This is a genomic window from Vibrio sp. T13N (assembly GCF_032970445.1).
Taxonomy (GTDB): domain Bacteria; phylum Pseudomonadota; class Gammaproteobacteria; order Enterobacterales; family Vibrionaceae; genus Vibrio; species Vibrio diabolicus.
In genome coordinates, this window is sequence record NZ_JAWJYE010000009.1 from 120,572 (window position 1) to 138,952 (window position 18,381).

At 43.8% G+C, this 18,381-nt stretch carries 14 protein-coding genes; 3 read left to right on the forward strand and 11 right to left on the reverse strand.

Features of this window, described 5'->3' with window-relative positions; genetic code table 11:
• Positions 1–77 precede the first annotated feature (77 nt).
• The 4 genes from R2S67_RS15900 to R2S67_RS15915 form a co-directional block, all read right to left on the reverse strand.
• Positions 78–827 (reverse strand): amino acid ABC transporter ATP-binding protein, encoded by a 750-nt coding sequence (locus R2S67_RS15900; protein ID WP_005377400.1) that lies wholly within the window; start codon positions 825–827, stop codon positions 78–80.
• Between the two features lie 23 nt (positions 828–850).
• A complete protein-coding gene (locus R2S67_RS15905; RefSeq protein WP_012841798.1) occupies positions 851–1,948 on the reverse strand; it encodes an amino acid ABC transporter permease in 1,098 nt (365 codons plus the stop codon).
• A 1-nt stretch (position 1,949) separates the two neighbouring features.
• Positions 1,950–3,155 (reverse strand): amino acid ABC transporter permease, encoded by a 1,206-nt coding sequence (locus R2S67_RS15910; RefSeq protein WP_006743259.1) that lies wholly within the window; start codon positions 3,153–3,155, stop codon positions 1,950–1,952.
• Positions 3,156–3,373: 218 nt separating this feature from the next.
• Positions 3,374–4,402: an amino acid ABC transporter substrate-binding protein gene (locus R2S67_RS15915; RefSeq protein WP_005396567.1), complete on the reverse strand. Its 1,029-nt coding sequence runs from the start codon at positions 4,400–4,402 to the stop codon at positions 3,374–3,376.
• Positions 4,403–4,862: 460 nt separating this feature from the next.
• On the opposite strand from R2S67_RS15915, the gene R2S67_RS15920 reads away from it, so the two are divergent.
• On the forward strand, positions 4,863–5,783 hold the full coding sequence (locus R2S67_RS15920; RefSeq protein ID WP_006743261.1) for a bifunctional precorrin-2 dehydrogenase/sirohydrochlorin ferrochelatase: 921 nt from the start codon (positions 4,863–4,865) through the stop codon (positions 5,781–5,783).
• Between the two features lie 103 nt (positions 5,784–5,886).
• Here R2S67_RS15920 and R2S67_RS15925 read toward each other — a convergent pair whose 3' ends face one another.
• Together R2S67_RS15925 and R2S67_RS15930 are read right to left on the reverse strand one after the other, a co-directional pair.
• Entirely contained in the window at positions 5,887–6,369 is a 483-nt protein-coding gene (locus R2S67_RS15925; protein WP_317345661.1) for a YajQ family cyclic di-GMP-binding protein, read from the reverse strand.
• A gap of 21 nt (positions 6,370–6,390) precedes the next feature.
• Complete coding sequence (locus R2S67_RS15930) at positions 6,391–7,449, reverse strand: 3-deoxy-7-phosphoheptulonate synthase (RefSeq protein ID WP_006743262.1); 1,059 nt, start codon at positions 7,447–7,449, stop codon at positions 6,391–6,393.
• Between the two features lie 374 nt (positions 7,450–7,823).
• Between R2S67_RS15930 and R2S67_RS15935 the strand changes: the two genes are divergently transcribed.
• Positions 7,824–8,321, forward strand: a complete 498-nt coding sequence (locus tag R2S67_RS15935) for a DUF4442 domain-containing protein (RefSeq protein ID WP_317345663.1) — start codon at positions 7,824–7,826, stop codon at positions 8,319–8,321.
• Positions 8,322–8,349: 28 nt separating this feature from the next.
• On the opposite strand, the gene R2S67_RS15940 is transcribed toward R2S67_RS15935, so the two are convergent.
• Entirely contained in the window at positions 8,350–9,702 is a 1,353-nt protein-coding gene (locus R2S67_RS15940; RefSeq protein ID WP_006743263.1) for a hypothetical protein, read from the reverse strand.
• Between the two features lie 192 nt (positions 9,703–9,894).
• Between R2S67_RS15940 and R2S67_RS15945 the strand changes: the two genes are divergently transcribed.
• A complete protein-coding gene (locus tag R2S67_RS15945; protein ID WP_317345664.1) occupies positions 9,895–10,728 on the forward strand; it encodes a S1 RNA-binding domain-containing protein in 834 nt (277 codons plus the stop codon).
• Between the two features lie 281 nt (positions 10,729–11,009).
• Here the strand turns inward: R2S67_RS15945 and rsmF are convergent, their stop codons facing one another.
• The 4 genes from rsmF to R2S67_RS15965 form a co-directional block, all read right to left on the reverse strand.
• Entirely contained in the window at positions 11,010–12,446 is a 1,437-nt protein-coding gene (rsmF, locus tag R2S67_RS15950) for a 16S rRNA (cytosine(1407)-C(5))-methyltransferase RsmF (RefSeq protein WP_046876211.1), read from the reverse strand.
• Between the two features lie 150 nt (positions 12,447–12,596).
• Positions 12,597–15,245 (reverse strand): PqiB family protein, encoded by a 2,649-nt coding sequence (locus R2S67_RS15955; protein ID WP_258615463.1) that lies wholly within the window; start codon positions 15,243–15,245, stop codon positions 12,597–12,599.
• On the reverse strand, positions 15,238–16,488 hold the full coding sequence (locus R2S67_RS15960; protein WP_006743266.1) for a paraquat-inducible protein A: 1,251 nt from the start codon (positions 16,486–16,488) through the stop codon (positions 15,238–15,240). Before R2S67_RS15960 ends, R2S67_RS15955 begins: the two co-directional genes overlap by 8 nt.
• 24 nt (positions 16,489–16,512) lie before the next feature.
• On the reverse strand, positions 16,513–18,309 hold the full coding sequence (locus R2S67_RS15965; RefSeq protein WP_006743267.1) for an ABC transporter ATP-binding protein: 1,797 nt from the start codon (positions 18,307–18,309) through the stop codon (positions 16,513–16,515).
• Between the last annotated feature and the right edge of the window lie 72 nt (positions 18,310–18,381).

Consider the following 18,381-nt stretch of genomic DNA (forward strand, 5'->3'; position numbering starts at 1 on the left):
CAGAATTTTGAATTTAGTAACAAAAAGCACTGAYTTCAWTGAAATCAGTGCTTTTATTATGCCAATTGCAAAAGATCTTAGTGATGTAAGATTTGCGCTAGGAAATTTTGAGTTCGATCTGATTGAGGGTTTTCAAAGAAATCAACGGGGTTGTTCTCTTCGATGATCTCTCCTGCGTCCATAAATATCACACGATCGGCAACCTCTTTCGCAAACCCCATTTCATGTGTCACACAGAGCATGGTCATGCCTTCCTCGGCGAGCTCGACCATTACATCCAACACTTCGCGAACCATCTCCGGATCAAGCGCTGATGTTGGTTCATCAAAAAGCATAACTTTAGGGTTCATACACAATGAACGGGCAATCGCCACGCGTTGTTGCTGACCACCAGACAACTGGCCAGGATATTTCTCTGCTTGGTCCGGAATTTTAACGCGTTCCAGATATTTCATCGCGACCGCTTCTGCCTCATCTTTAGGCATCTTCTTCACCCAAATAGGCGCGAGCGTACAGTTTTCCAGTACGGTTAAATGAGGGAAGAGATTAAAGTGCTGAAAGCACATGCCCACTTCACGGCGCACAGCTTCAATATTTTTCAAATCTTCAGTTAACTCCGTACCGGAAACATAGATGCTACCAGCTTGGTGCTCTTCGAGGCGGTTAATACAGCGAATCATCGTTGATTTTCCTGACCCTGATGGGCCACAGATTACGATTTTTTCCCCGCGCTTAACATCGAGGTTAATATTCTTTAGTACGTGAAACTCACCATACCATTTATTCATATCCTTCAATTGGATCATATAGTCTTGTTGTTGCGTCATAATACGTCCTTGAGCTTGATGAGTTATCGTTTGTGACCGGTATGAAGTTTGTTTTCAAGCCATATCGAATAACGCGACATGCCAAAACAAAATACCCAAAACACTAACGCGACAAATACATAACTTTCAGTAGCAAAGCCTAGCCAGTCAGGGTCGGTGTTTGCTGCTTGTCCTATACCTAGTACGTCAAACATACCAATGATAAGAACCAAACTGGTGTCTTTAAACAATCCGATAAACGTGTTCACGATAGAAGGGATCGTAATCTTCAGCGCTTGTGGCAAGATAATAAGCCCTGTTTTTTTCCAGTAACTTAACCCAAGTGCGTCGGCAGCCTCATATTGGCCTTTTGGAATCGCTTGTAAGCCGCCCCGTACCACTTCGGCCATGTACGCCGAGGCAAACATCACCACACCAATAAGCGCGCGAATAAGTTTGTCTGTCTCTGACCCTTCGGACATAAACAAAGGCAACATAACGGAAGCCATGAACAGAACGGTAATCAGTGGCACACCACGCCAAACTTCAATATAGACGGTACAAATACTGCGAATGATGGGCATCTCTGAACGTCTACCGAGCGCGAGTACCACACCAATAGGTAATGAAACGACAATACCCACTAGCGCAATAATGAGCGTAACGAGTAATCCACCCCATTTGTGTGTATCGACCACTTCTAGCCCAAATATCCCACCGTATAACAGCCCAGCGATAATGAATGGGTAGATGTTTACGAAGAAAAGCCAAATCCAAATCCGTTTCGGTGTCTTTTCATACGCTAGCAACACAGTAAATATAGCCAATGTGATATAGAAAAGGCGAGGGCGCCACAGTTCAGACTCAGGATAGAAACCGTACATGAACTGCTCCCAGCGCACGCTGATAAATACCCAGCAAGCACCTTCTCGGCTGCAATCGTCACGCGTCGAACCAATCCAGTCCGCGTTGATAAACGCCCAATCAACGATATGCCAAATTGCACTAAAGACAAGATAAGCAAGAATTACGGTAACAATGGAATTGACAGGTCCATTAAATAGGTTTTTCCGCATCCAACCAACAAAGCCGACGGTATTGGCTGGTGGTGGGAGATCCGGTTGAAATTGATGAGTACTCATATTATCTCTCCACCAGTGCGACTTTACGGTTATACAAGTTCATTAATGCAGACGTAATCAAACTTAAGGTTAAGTACACGCCCATCGTCATCGCAATGATCTCAATCGCTTGCCCAGTTTGGTTCAGGGTAGTACCAGCAAAGACAGAGACAAGATCTGGATAACCAATCGCCATCGCTAACGATGAGTTTTTGGTGAGGTTGAGATATTGACTGGTTAAAGGTGGAATAATAATTCGTAACGCCTGCGGAATGACAACAAGCTTTAAAGTTTTCGCGCGTGGTAAGCCCAGCGACATCGCCGCTTCCGTTTGACCATGGCTAACCGCATTAATACCAGAACGTACAATTTCGGCAATGAAGGAGGCGGTATAAACGCTCAATGCCAAAAGTAGTGCGGCAAGTTCAGGAATAATGCTAATACCACCTTGGAAGTTAAACCCTTTCAGTTCAGGATAATTTAGTGAAATTGGCATACCAGCAAGGAAGTAGACAATCAGCGGAAGGCCAACGACTAAGCCTAAAGCTATTCTTCCCATTGGCGTTTGTTGCCCAGTTAGGCGTTGCTTGTTATTCGCCCATACATTAATCAACAAGCTGGCGATCACCCCGAAGATTAATGCAGCAATAACAAAGCCACTGCCTGGCTCCATTTCTGGTGCTGGAAAATATAAACCACGAACATTCAAGAAGATGGCTTCGCCAAGGCTCAAGCTTTGACGCGGTGAGGGTAATGCTTGAAGAACAGCGAAATACCAGAAAAATATTTGTAGAAGAAGTGGGATATTTCGGAACGTTTCGATATAAACAGCAGCCAAGCGACTCACTAACCAGTTAGAAGAAAGGCGAGCGACCCCCATGGTAAAACCAATCACGGTAGCCAGAATAATACCTAATACGGAGACCAGCGCTGTATTAAGAAGGCCAATAATAAACGTTCTGCCGTAAGAGTACGTTTCATCGTATTCAATTAGCGTCAGCCCGATACCAAACCCGGCTTCTTGATTTAAAAAACCGAAACCCGTAGCGATCCCACGAGCATCTAAGTTGTTCAGTGCGTTATTTATAATCGTGTAAAAGAAAAATACCAGTGCAGCTATGGCAATGATCTGGAAAATAGCAGAACGAAAGGCGGGATTATAAATCAAGCTCTTGCTTCCGCTCGGTTTGGACATCGTACTTGGCGATGCATCTTTTGTCGGTTTCATACAGCGATAACCTCAAACCTTAGTTATAGATATCTGCCTGTATAAATAGTCACGTCCTTGCTGGTCGAAGCATGTTTTCACCAGAGCTAAACGGCGATATTCGAGTTGAAATAGCCTATCTAAGCGAATACTTCTTGCCATTCAATGAGCGGTCCTTACTCATACAGATGGATAAAATCAAGAAAAAGGGCGGCATGAACCGCCCTGATTAACTCGTTCTATCGGATTGGTGGCGCGTACATAAAGCCGCCTGCATTCCATAGCGCATTAACGCCACGAGAAATTTCTAACGGCGAACCAGTACCGACTGTGCGTTCGAAGCTTTCACCATAGTTACCGACTTGCTTGATAACTTGGTAGCCCCAATCATCACGAATACCCAAACCTTTGCCTTTCGGACCGTCAACACCAAGAATACGTTTGATGTTTGGATCTTTCGATTTCAGCATTTCATCCGCATTTTTCGAACTAATACCATACTCTTCGGCGTTAATCATTGCTGATAATGTCCACTTCGCAATGTTGAACCATTGGTCATCACCTTGACGAACGACGGGACCTAGTGGTTCTTTGGAAATGATTTCCGGAAGAACGGCTGCAGAAGAGGGATCTTTCAGGTTTAGACGCAATGCATAAAGACCAGATTGGTCAGTCGTTAACACATCACAACGTCCTGCATCGAAACCTTTTGACGTTTGGGCTGCTGTATCAAATACGACTGGCTTATATGACATACCGCTGTTACGGAAGTAGTCAGCAAGGTTCAGCTCAGTTGTTGTACCGGACTGTACGCAAACTGATGCACCATCAAGCTCTTTTGCGCTTGAGATGCCAAGATCTTTCTTCACCATGAAGCCCTGGCCATCGTAGTAGTTTACCCCTACGAAGTTGAGGCCAAGTGCAGTATCACGATGCAGTGTCCAGGTGGTGTTACGAGAAAGCACATCAATCTCACCTGATTGAAGCGCAGTGAAACGTTCTTTCGCGGTTAGGGGTACATATTTAACTTTCGTTTTATCCCCAAGAACGGCTGCAGCCAGTGCTTGGCAATATTCTACGTCGATACCTTCCCATTCACCTTTTGAGTTAGGGTTAGAGAAACCAGGTAGACCGGTACTTACGCCACAAGTAAGAAAACCTTGTTTTGTGACTTTGTCCAGAGTAGTGTCTGCTGCTTGAGCTGATGTTGCCATCATCGCAGTAGAAGCCGCTACGACGGAAGCAAGAACTGTGAGTTTATTTGCCATTTGTATCCTTCCTGTATGATCCATGTTTAATCAGGAGTGACCTGAAATAACGTGTCCAATTCGTTAGAGTTATCGTCCTACGTGATTGATTTTCGAAGAAACGGTATTCGATAGATCAACCAGTTATAAGCGTAGGAAAGGATCTGTTAATTCTCAAATATATAATTTAAATGAAGTTTTGAGAGAACTTACAAAGCGCCTTGAGATTTAGAATGACGAAATGTTAATTGTTTGTAAATAGTGCAAATCATGGACAATTTGGTGCATCAGAACAATCAATAGAAGAGTGAACAATACAAGAGAATAAAAAGTTGTTATTAAAACTGTCATTAGCTGAGCTTGGTGAAGTTCAGTAAAAATTCGAACAAAAATTATTTGTGATACCGAAACAGGGTGATGAGCTTGCCCCATTTTTGGTAGCATGGTCTGCAACAGCTAATTAGAGTAATCATGGATTGAAATGCGATATTTTCCTCTGTTCTTAGATTTAATCAATAAACCCGTTCTTGTCGTGGGCGGCGGTGAAGTGGCAAGCAGAAAGGTGGAAGCTTTGCTAAAAGCAGGAGCGGATGTCACTATCGTTTCTCCAACGTTGGTCGATTTTCTGTCTAAGCTTGCTGCAGAGCATCAAGTGCGTTGGGTGCAACGTTTCTATTCAAGTGACATTGTCACTAAAAGCTTTGTTCAAGTGTGGGCCACGACAGATAATCCTGAGCTAAATCACCAAGTGTATAAAGATGCGAAAGAATTAGGCATCCTAGTGAACGTTGTGGATGATAAGCCTTATTGTGACTTCATTACGCCCTCTATGATCAATCGTGGCCGCATACAAATTGCTATTTCTAGTGGCGGCGCCTCACCAGTTTTAATTCGAAACATCCGTGAAAAGCTTGAATCGATACTGCCACAAAACATGGGGTTGATGGCGGACTTTGCTAACTCAAAGCGTAATTCGATTAAAGAAGCACTACCTAGCGTCGATTTACGTCGTAAGTTTTGGGAGCAATTCTTCTCGAATCCTGAGGTTGAAAACGCGCGAGATAATAGAGAGTTAGAAACGATTTACCAAGCGACCATGGCAACACCTTTGGATGAAAAAGGAAGTTGTACTTGGATACAGGTAGGGAAAGACGTTGAGATGTTGCCAATTAAGGCCGTGCGCTACATGCAACAAGCCGAGCTAGCACTTTACTCAACTCGATGCGAAGCGAACGTGTTAGAGCTAATACGAAGAGATGCAGAGCGAGAAGCTTTCTCGAGCGCAGCTGAACTCTCTGATATGTTGACCAAGGCTAAATCTGAAAAGCTTCGAGTTTGCGTGTTTATCCCTAAAGGGACGAGCGAGTTCTTATTGCTGCAAGGGCAGGACTTGGTGATATAACCACGTTAAAAAGTGGGCACTTGGCTTGCTCGATTAAAAGGCCAACAAAAACGCCAGCGAACTATGCGCTGGCGTTTTTAAACTAAGTTACTTCTCAGACAGATTAATCACGGAAGTTGTTAAACTGGAATGGTATGCCCATCTCTGCTTCACGAATCGCTGCCATTGTCGCTTGCAGGTCATCACGTTTCTTACCAGTAACACGTACCTTGTCGCCTTGAATAGAGGCTTGTACTTTTAGCTTTGCGTCTTTGATAAGTTTCACTACTTTTTTGGCTGTTGGTGTATCGATACCTTGGCGGAAAAGCAGAGTTTGGTTCCAGTTCTTACCAGTTACATCTGGGTCCTGTGCATCCATTGCGTTTGCATCAATATTACGCTTTGCCAAGTGGCCACGTAAAATATCGCGCATTTGCTTAAGTTGGAAGTCACCTTCCGCAGACATTTTTACGTTTTCTTCTACTAGCTCAAAGCTCGCATTAACGTTGCGGAAATCGAAACGAGTAGACAATTCACGGTTAGCATTATCAACGGCGTTACGTAGTTCAACCGTATCGATTTCAGAAACAATATCAAACGATGGCATGAAGATTCCTTGATTATTTTGTTATAGGGACTTTCGGGATTTAACGGCGTTTGCCAGCATATCTAGCATTGTAGCAGTATCTTCCCAGCCTAGGCATGGGTCTGTAATAGATTGACCATACGTTAGGTTGTTGATGTCAGTCATTGGCTGATTGCCTTCAAGAATAAAGCTTTCAGCCATGATACCCGCAATACGAGTACTGCCTGACTTAATTTGGTTACAAATGTCTTGAGCAACGTCGATTTGTTTTCTGTGCTGCTTCTGACAGTTTGCGTGGCTGAAATCCACAACCAAACGTTGTGGCAAGCCAAACTCGGCTAGAGCATCACACGCTTGTTTTACTGACGCTTCATCAAAGTTAGGGCCTTTCTCTCCGCCGCGTAAAATAATATGACCATATGGGTTACCACTTGTACGGTAAACCGTCATGCGGCCATTCTTATCTGGAGAGTAGAAGTAATGAGAGGCTTTCGATGCGCGAATTGCATCAATTGCAATTTTTACGTTGCCATTTGTGCCATTTTTGAAACCAACTGGGCAAGACAGCGCCGATGCCATTTCACGGTGAATTTGCGATTCTGTTGTACGAGCACCGATCGCGCCCCACGTGATCAAATCCGCGATGTATTGACCAGTAATCATATCAAGAAACTCAGTAGCAGTCGCAAGACCAAGCTTGTTGATATCCAGTAGTAGTTTACGTGCTTTATGGAGGCCAGCTTCAAGCGCGTAAGAGCCATCTAGGTTAGGGTCGGTAATTAAACCTTTCCAACCAACTACTGTGCGAGGCTTTTCAAAGTAAGTACGCATCACGATAAACAGTTCGTCTTTGTACTTGTCTTGTATTTCACTCAGGCGAGTGGCGTAATCAATGGCAGCTTCAGTGTCGTGAACAGAACACGGACCTACAATCGCAAGAAGGCGATCGTCTTCACCCGATAAAATGTTTTCAATCTGACGACGAGATTGAGCGATACGGTCTGCAACATCATCCGTAATAGGATGTACACTACCTAGCTCTGCTGGGGTAGGCATTGGACCCAAAGGTTGGGTTCTCAATTCATCTGTTTTTATAGGCATGTTATAGCTTTATTCTCTATTGCGAAGGGGTAAAGATAACGGAATTACAGGCAGGAATAAACCGTTTCACGGGAATCTTCGCCAGGAAATACCGAATTGTATACAAAGGTGTAGGTATTCATTTAAATGACTTATGTATAAATGACAAAACTTGATCATTAAATCAATATATATACATTTGAATTTATAACCATTTCATCTAACTCACCGTTAGGCAATAAAGATAACTGCGGCAAACCTCATGTTTATCTGTGTGACAATGTCACTAAATTAGTGGCTAAATAACTCGTGAGATCGAGCTTTTGTTAACATTTCTTTGACATCTATTTCTTTCGTTGATTAACTGGTCTGACTAGATTGGTAAGGAGACCAAAATGTTATCAGCTGTACGTCGTGCAAATTTGTACCTAAATCTATTTGGCTTTTCTAAAGTGCCTCTGATTTGGCTTTGTCATCCTAAGATCATTTCGATAGATAGCGAGCACGTTGAGGTTCGAATTCCTTTGCGGAGAAGAACAAAGAACCATTTGAATAGCATGTATTTCGGCGCTTTGGCTGTTGGGGCGGATGTAGCTGGTGGTTTTCTTGCTATGAGCAAGGCGCAAGAAAAAGGAGAAGCGATCTCTTTAGCATTTAAAGGCGTCAAAGCCGAGTTTTTAAAACGTCCGGAAGCGGATGTACACTTTGTGTGTAACGGTGGTCATGTCATTGATGAGATGCTCGATCATACGTTGGCAACGGGTGAACGAGTGAATCGCGATGTAAAAATCGTCGCGTTGTGCCCTAGCTTACATGGTGACGAACCTATGGCAGAATTCTCGTTGACTCTTTCGATAAAAAAAGCAGCCCAACAAAGAAAAGAGGCTGCTTAGTGATTTGCTGTTTTTAAAAAATATCGCTTTAATTGAGTTCAATCTGCTCAATCGAGACGATTTTGGAGCGGTTTAAGACCACTTTCCAACGGTAATAAACAGGCTCATCGGTGTGGTTGTCCTCTTTGACAATCACATTGAGCAAATGACGTTTCTCTACCGACTCTTTGGTCACTTGCCCTTCATTTAAACGGTAAACTCGGTTTGAGCTTTTATCCATCAAGCGGATGATAGGGCGCAAACTGATGTTCAGTGTTTCTCTTGTTTGCTCATAACCACTCAAGAATAGAGAGGTCGCCATTTCGGTTTTCTCGTGATAATGAAGTATCTGCTCTTCGCGCTGCACGACGCGCTTCTTACGTATTCTTTGAATCTTATCTGGCAAGCTACTTAACGTACGATAATCGAGCCACTCTAATTTTCTGCCGACCACTTTTTTCGTTGTTGGATCAACATACTTCTTACGCCACTTTGGCTTACCTTTACGGATCCATCGCCACATTGCATCGCGCAAATCATCTTTAAAGATTTCTCGTAGAGCATAAATAAATGACATCGCGATAATGAAGGACGCGGAAATTTCCCCAAGATAATCGCGAGCGAGAATCACGGTTGAGGTCACGACAACCATCACCAAGCCAGTAGCAATACCTTTGATAGCACGCTTGATGTTATTACCCATTGATATGGTTTCTTCACGAAGCACGATAGGGTGTTCAATCAAGCGTCTTAGCAAGCGCATTTTGTTAGATAGGCGAGTTACGTCTTCAACGACTCTTGGAGAGTTGTACTTGTTGAGTTTTCGATGGGCTTGCTCTTTTTCACAGAGCGTGATCAAGCGTTTCTTAATCGTGCCATAATCACCTTCACGTGGGAGATGAGCCACTAGAGATAAAAACTTTTGCTCGGTATACCAAGACAGGTAGTTATCGATGTTAACGTAGTACCGTTTTAAGTTCTCTTCATAAGGAATAGAACGTCGCAAGCGCTTTAAGATCTCAAGTGTGAGCTCGATAACTTCGTCAACTTCATCTTCCGTTACGGAGTTGTTCTGATGCTTGTTTAAACTTGCCACCGCTTTGTCTAGCGCGATAACGTATTGGTAAGCGAACAAGCTCAAACTTACTCGGTATTGCTGATTCGACAGGCGTCCACGCTTGGCAAGTCGACTGTGTACTAGCGGTAGAAGGATTTCAGTACTGTAATAAGAGCGTTGCTGTGTGATTGAAGTGTAATAAAATTCGGATTCACTGATGATATCGGCGTTTAAACCAAGCTCACCAGGTATAAAAAAGTAAATATCTAGGTCGACACTTTTGCTCTTTGCGAGTGCATGACTGATTTTTAATGTTATTGAGTCTTGTTTATCGACGGTGACCAAAGAAAGCTCCTGACTTTGTTAAAGCATTCTTAACTTATGCGTACTGTTGAGCAGGTAAGCATAAAAGTGCTAAAAGAGTGACTGGGGCATATAGCTGAACGACAACAGCATAACAGAGCACTATGCTTTTCTCTCTGATTTTCTTGTTAGTTTAGGTATAATTCCACGTAAATTTAAAAAGAGACAAAATCAATGATTAAAATTGGTCAAATTAACAGCTTAGAAGTCATTAAAAAGGCTGATTTTGGCGTATTTCTGGATGGTGATGATTACGGTTCTGTTCTACTGCCTAATAAGTATGTACCAGAGGGTACTGAAATTGGTGATCATGTAGACGTATTTTTGTACTTCGATTCAGAAAGCCAGCTTGCTGCGACCATTGAAAGACCTATTGCCCAAGTGGATGAATGGGGCTTAATGAAGATTGAGGGCGTCAACGCGACAGGTGCTTTTGCAAATTGGGGCATCAAAGAGAAGGATTTGCTTATTCCTTTTAGTGAGCAACGCACTCGCTTCTCTGCGGGACAAACTATTCTTGTCTATGTTTACACTGACAAAGCGTCAGGCCGCATTGTTGGCACGACTAAGTTCAACAAATGGTTAGACAAAACTCCGGCGAATTATGAAGTTAACGAACAAGTTGATTTGATCATCGCAGAGCGTAGTCAACTTGGTTATAAAGCTATCGTTAACGGTAAGCATTGGGGCATGATTTTCCCATCAGATGTCTTTGGTAAGCTTTACATCGGTAAGAAACTGAAAGGCTTTATTAAGCAAATTCGTGAAGATGGTAAAATCGATCTCGCGCTACAAAAAGTCGGCGTGGCAAAAATGGACGATCTTTCTAGCAAGATTCTTGATTTGTTAGAGAAGAAAGGAGGCTTTTTACCTTTGAACGATAAGTCTTCTCCTGAAGCGATTTTTGACGCTTTCCGTACAAGTAAAGGTACTTACAAAAAGACCATTGGTGGATTGTACAAGCAGGGCAAGATTGTTATCGAGAAAGACGGCATTCGTCTGGCGTAGCCCAAGCTCACGTATAGCGGATCTGCAGCCAAAAAAACGGCCCAAACTTTTCCTTTTTTTGGGCCTAGGGGAAACGGCTCCGCAGAGCCTGCGCTAAACTTTTCCAACAATAATTTTGTTGGTGAACATAGAGAGAAATGCCATATCAAAGCATTACTTTGATACAACTAGTTTAGTACAGCGTATCCGGATCGCTAGCGAGCCAGTTGCTTTCATACTTACGAATTAAAAAGCCATCGCAAATACGATGGCTTTTCATTTATTTATGATTTGCTACTTCTTTAAAATAAGTTCTTATCTCGTACTAATTCGCGAGGAAGACCATTCTTTATTCTGTTGCTTACCCATTTCCCAAGGCCAATGACTGCGCCTTGATAGGTGACAAGCACTTCGCCTTTACCTGTTTTCATTCCCTCAGGAATCGTTTGTGGGCGAACATCACGTCCCATGTACCATTCGCGCGCTTCTTCAATACTGAGTTCAATGGCGTTTGCCTCAGAGCCTGTCGCTAATGCCGTTGCCACCTGATGCTGCCAACGGTAGCCATTTTTATGGGCTTCCGCGATCTTGATACCCATACGGGAGAAGCGTAATTCGCCGATCATTGGCTCTAAAGAATTAGGGAACAACCAGACATCTTTATCGCGAAGCCATACAGAACTGTCATTCGGAAGTTCAATACCTAACGCACTTTGCAGCTGTTGGGCAATTTCAACCGATTCTTTTTTCGATGCTTTGGTAAACGGGAACTTGCCCATGCGCTTTTTGACCTTTGGTGGTTCAACAGCAGCCAGTTTACGAATTCTTGCAACAAAGAACCCTTCGCAGTCGTAGACCTGTGGAAAGATATGCAAAAAACCTTCTTCAGTTAGAGCAGCATTTGCGTTTTCAAACAAGGTCTCAAGGCTTTCAAACTCAACGGCATCACCAAAGGTTTCTTTCAAGTGATGACAAACTTGTTGGTTTTCTTCGGTACTGAGTGTGCACGTTGAGTAAACCATCACACCACCGGGCTTTAGTGCATGGAAGGCGCTTTCAATAAGATCTTTCTGTGTGTCAGCGATGTCGAGCACGGAAGCTTGCGTCCAGTTTTTCATTGCATCTTCGTCTTTGCGAACGGTGCCTTCTCCGGAGCAGGGCGCGTCGAGCAGAACCGCATCAAATTGTTCTGGTAGCCAACCGCCAAAAACGCGCCCATCGAAGTTACTTAGTGCGGCGTTACGTACACCACAACGTTCCACGTTGGCATGCAGCACTTTTACACGACTTGCGGCGTATTCATTAGCCACGAGAACGCCTTCATTGTTCATTAAAGCCGCGATTTGAGTGGTCTTTGATCCTGGTGCAGCTGCTGTATCTAACACGGCATCGTAAGATTCGTCATTCATAAACAGCGCAGATACTGGCATCATTGAACTGGCTTCTTGAATGTAGAATAAGCCTGACATGTGCTCTGCAGTGTTGCCTAATGGTACAACTGACTCGTCCGCTTCAATCCAAAACCCTGTGTCACACCAAGGCACAGGAGAAAGCTTCCAGCCTTTTGCGTCTGCACGTTCTAGAAACGCTTCAACACTGATCTTCAACGTATTAACACGAATACTTTTGCGCAGTGGCTTTTGGCACGATGCGATAAAGTCTTCCATGTTGAGGTGAGCAGGAAGGATAGTTTGGATTTTTTCCAGAAACGCGTCTGGGATGTAAACATTAGGATGCAATGTGGGATCTCGTTTGCAGAATTTGTGGCAAATAATATACGAAAGCGAAGCAGAAACGAATAGTGACAAGGGCCGAGCAATAAAAAAGAGCAGCGATTGCTGCTCTTTTAAGGTAATCAAACTTCAATTGTATGTGAATTGAGCTTTATTCTACGGCTTAGGAATTGCAGTACGCCATTGAGTCCAGCCTTCTTCAGCTTGTGGATATAAAAAGAAAGATTGCCCACTTTTTGCCGCTGGTGGAATAGTCGATTGCTCTGGCGTTGAAAACGCAATTCCTCCGCGAACTAAACTATCAAATGTGCCCGCTTTGATGTTCGCGCCGGTAAGCCCGATGGAGACATCGACTCCTGAAACATTCCAAAACACACTGTTTTGACGAACGAGGTAAGCATATTCAGGCTGTATCTTGATGGTCGTGACGACGCGATCGGCAAATTCTCCTAGGCTCACGTCGGTTACTTGGCCGACTTCCATCTGGCGGTAAAGAATAGGCGTTCCGACTTGTACTGAGCCTCGTTGTTCACTTTGTAAAGTAAACATCATGCCCTGAACACGTTCTGAACCGTTTTCCAACTGAAAATCAAATTTAGCTTTACCTTTACCTGGCTCAACACTGATGGATTTCGACACCAATGCGCCAAGGTTTTTCACGCCCCCTAAGCCAATCTCTGGCTCAGTTAGCCAAAAATGTGAGCCTTCAACCGCAATGTTTTCTACGTATTCAGGTAGAATTCTTGCGGTAATTTCAACCATATTGCGACGAAAATTCGGTACAACCAGTGTGACTTCACCAACTTTGACGCCTTGATACTCAATCGGCATTCCTTTAGCAATCTCTTGCGAGCCGTCGGTTTCTAAAGCAATGACGCGTCCAAACTTGCGAGCGGTTTTTTGATCTGTATATAACTTCCAGTTGTCTCCAATTTTGTTTTCAACGCCAGGAACAGAGTCAAAAGCGATGCCACCTTCGATTAACGATTTTAAAGGGTGAGCTTTTACACTCACACCGGCTAGCGATGCATCTATCTCTATCCCTGAACGGTTCCAAAAGACGGTTTGCGGTGTTACGAGGTAAGCAAAGCGGTTTTCGATGGTTGCTTTAATTAACACACCGCCATCAACCAATTGGAAATCGGAGACGTTACCAACAGGAAGATTACGATAGAGTAGAGGGCTGCCTTTGGAAATCGGCGGCAATTCAGAAGCAAACAGTGTGAGTGCTCTAGAGCCACTTTGGTTGTACTGTGCTAGTTCTGCCAATGATTCGTTTTGGAACAGTTGATACTCCTTTTGAATATCTTGCTTGCCTTCGCTTACAAAGCTAATGGACCCAGTTAACAACTGTTTTGCCGGAGGAACGGTAACGCTGAGGCCCGATTCCGTTAACTCTGCAGAGGCACTTCCGGTTACATAAAAACGGTTGTTTGATTTGATCAGGTGTTTGTATTCATGATCAATCAATACATCCATAAATACTTCATGTTGCGATTTTTTACCTTCTTCAACTAAGCCTACGTTGATAATTGAACCGACAACGATGCCTTTGTAAAGCACGTTGGCACCGCTATCTAGGCCAAACGAGTTGTCAGACACTAAACGAATAGCGATGGACTTTTCTTGCTGTTGGTTAAAAACGTTTTTACGAATGGCAGTAAAGCGGCGAGAGCGATCACCGGCACCTGGCACAATGGTTAAGAAGTTTCCTCTCACGAGATTGGCAATGTTTTCAACACCAGAGAGGGACACTTTTGCTTCTTCTAAGACGAATCGGGTACCTGTCGTCAGCATGTCACTGAAAGCTGGTTGAATTGCCGCTGACGCTAATATCACTTCTCGCCCTTCGGATAGGCTTAAGTCTGTAACTTGGCCAATCTCGATTCCGCGATACATAATGGGTGCGCCTTCGCCACTGATTTTACTGTCATCAGGGAGGACGATTTTAACAGCGATACCTCGACCTGCGGTTTTCAAATCTTTATACAGACGGAATTCAGTGTTCTCTTCTACAGGCTCACCGTCATCCGGAGAGTCGACGGCGATCGCGCCTCCGAGTAGAGCACTCATACTTTCTAGCCTTACATCGACGCCTTCAAAACCGATGCTGGCACCGATTCCACTTACGTTCCAGAACCGACTGCGGTTGTTAATGATATGTCGGTATTGATCCTGGATGTTGGCTTGAATCGTGATAGATTTTGCGTCTTCATCCAGCTGGTAGCTGTAGACTTCACCGATTGGAATTTTCTTATAAACAATTTGAGATCCAATCGACACACCACCTAAATCGCGGCTTTTGAGTTTAATGTTCAAACCTTGTGAAACGCGCAAATCTGTTGGTGCAGAGTCTAACGCATGGAACGTTGTTTCAAACTCTTGACCATCTCCAGGTTGAATCGATATGTAATTACCCGACACGAGCGCATCGAGCCCAGAAACTCCCGTTAGGCTTGCTGTTGGTTTTACCAGCCAAAAGCGAGTTTTATCGTTCAGCAATTTTGCCGCTTCAGGGTAGATATCGGCATCAACATAAATACTGCCGAGATCTTCAGTGAGGTTAATGTCTCTCACCATACCGACTTCTAGCCCTTGGTAACGGATAGTGGTTCGCCCGGCGACCAAGCCAGCAGCGTCAGAAAAATAGATTTGCACCCGTTGTCCGGCATCGTGTATCGACTTCACCACAAGCCAGCCAGCTAAGACCATAGTCAAAATTGGCAAAAGCCAAAGAGGAGATATGCCTTTGCTCCGCTTTACATCTGGTACGTATGACGTTTGAGAACTGTTCTGATCACTCATTCATTGACTCTTTTTCTGATTGTGTTGGGCCTGTTTGGTCCCAGATTAGCCTTGGATCAATACTTTCCGCTGCAAGCATGGTCAATACCACGACAACACCAAAGGCCACGGCGCCATATCCTGGTGTGAAATCAAGTATCTGACCACGATCGACTAAGGTCATCATGATAGAAATAACAAACAAGTCCATCACAGACCATTTACCGATCCATTTAACAACAAAGTAAACCATCATTCGTTGTCTCTTAAACACCGAACGTTTGAATTGAATGCAAAGCATGATGTAGGCAAGGCCAAGTATTTTTACAACTGGCACAACAATACTGGCCACAAAAATGATCACTGCGATGCCATACATACCGCTTTTTACCAACCCAGCTACGCCTGAGAAAATGGTATCTTCCAAACGTTTGCCATTGGTCAGCAAGATGGAAATAGGAATCAAGTTGGCTGGGAAAATCGCTATCGTTGCCGCAATGAGGTAAGCCCATGTCTTCTGAATGGAGTTGGGCTTGCGATGATATAACTCGTGGTGACAACGCCGACAATGGTCACCTTCAGGTTGAGACAAGTGGCACTCATGGCAATGCACGTCTTTGTGTTCAAAGGAATATAGACGTTCTGGCTTCCAGGCTTCCCAGTAACGACGCACACTGATTCGAGAAACTAACAAAACGGTAAATATCTGCAAAAGAACCAGACCAATTAACCCTGGGCCTACAAAAATGTCGGAATAATCTTGGAGTTTGAAGCAGGAAATGGCGATGCTAACTAAGAACACATCCAGCATTACCCAATGTTTCAAATGTTGAATTAGCCACAGTGAAACACGAAGCCCTCGAAACCACCGTTGATGCAGCGAGATATGTGCCGTAACCACTGAAACACAAACCGTCAGCGGCGCTAGAGAGCTACAAAATAGAATAAGCAGTGAGAGAAGAACAAAGCCTTCTTCCATCAATGTGATCATCCCTGAAGGTAGGGTTGCCGGAATCATCACACCAAAGAGTCGGATACTAATAAAGTTAAAAAAGTGTGATGGAATAAATAGCAGAATACAGGTTATCGCGACGGCTAGATTACCTGAGAGGCTAGGGCTACCGCCTCGATACAACTGTGTGCCACAACGAGGACAGTGTGCATTTTTTCCATTGGGTAAGTCGACGATATCGACAGGCAATTCGCAACCTTGGCACAAGCGCACATTATTTGGCTGCATGGCGTGCTTAGACAGAGAGGTCATAACGACCTCTCTAACTTGAACGATTTAAGCGTGGGACTGTATGCCCCCATATAAGGTTTGATATAAGCCTTCTTGCTCAACTAACTCACCATGAGTACCTGTTTGCGTCACTTTTCCATCTTCAAGCACGTAGATCAAATCGGCTTGTTTTACGGCTGATAGACGGTGCGCAACGATTAATGTTGTTCTACCACGTAAGAATTCAGTCAATGCTTTGTGCAATGCCGCTTCAGTAGCGGTATCAAGCGCAGACGTGGCTTCGTCTAAAATAACAAATTGAGGATTACTCAGCACCATTCTTGCGATGGCAAGGCGTTGTCGTTGACCACCTGACAAACGAATGCCGTTACGGCCGACTTGAGTATCCAAACCGTGGTTCAGTTGAGAAATAACATCTTGCAGCTGGGCTACTTCAAGAGCTCGCCAAAGTGACATTTCGTCAAAATTCCCACCGAGTGTTAGATTATGCCTCAAGGTGTCGTTAAATAGTATAGGTTGCTGTAATACCACGGCAATTTTGTCGCGAATTACTTCAAAACCAATATCTTCTGTTAATTCATCATTAAAGCGAATGCTACCGGAGTTTTGACGATAAACCCCAATAAGTAGTTGTATTAAGGTCGACTTACCGCCTCCGCTCGCACCAACTAGCGCCACTTTCTTTCCTGCCGGTATATGTAAAGAAAGGTTATCTAGAACTTTGTTTTCATTATTATAAGAGAAGTCTACGTTTTCTACTTTAACATCGACTTCTCTGTCTTCTTTGAAAGGATTTACCTTAGGTACTGGTCTTTGTTCTTCTTCTAATACTAATAAGTCGTTGATGCGTTTTAACGCAGCTTTCGCGCTGTACCAAGAAAACTGAATGCCGAGCAGCTCTTGAACAGGAGACAACATAAACCATAGGTAACCAAAAACAGCAAAGATTTGACCAATAGTGAGGTCACTAAACATAACCATCAGCATGGCGACGGCTCTGAATAACTCAAAACCGATTAAGAAGAGTAGGAAAGAGACGCGACCTGCTGCCTCTGATTGCCACGCATACTTGTCTGCATCCACACGAACTTGGTTCGCACTGTCTTTGAGTTGCTGGAGAAATTCTCGCTCTTTATTGGCTGCGCGCAGCTGGTAAATGCCATCTAATGTTTCAACTAAACGATTTTGGAAAATTTCAAAAGAATGATTTTCCTTCCGTTTCAGATGTTTAACCATACTTCCTAGTTTACGTGAGAAGTAAATGACAATAGGGTTAACTAGCAGAATAAATAGACCAAGTCGCCAGTCGAGCCAAAGCAGAACGATGGCAGTACCAATGACCGTTAAAAAACTGATAACGAATTTTGCTAACGTAGAACCAATAAATTTATCAATGGTCTCAATGTCAGTGATAAGGTGGGCGTTGATGCCTCCGCTGCCTTTGGTTTCGTATTGGCGGATGCTGATACGACCAAGCTTGTCGATCATTTTACTGCGCATCTCAAACGTGATCGTTTTAGAAACAAGTGTAAATTGTCGGCTTTGAAGGATATTTAACCCCTGACTTGCAGCTCGCATCAGGACGACCAAGAAAAGGGTGAAAAATATATAACCCGTCGGAGTGTGCCACGCTTCAGGGAGAATGGCATTCATAGCAGCTAAGCCTTTTGCTGGTTGGTCCAATAAAACCTCATCAACCATCAACGGCATGAGAAGGGGGATTGGAACACTAATCAAGGTTGCAAGCACCGCTATCAAGTTCGCTATGATCAGCTTGGACTTGTGCTTTTTTACTTGTGTTATCAACCAAGAACGGCTAATAGTGTCATTTTTCAGAAGCATTGTAATTGAGAATAAGTCCTATTATAAAGTAGGGCTGCATTTTAGCGCCATACAGTGAGAATGGAAGCTTTT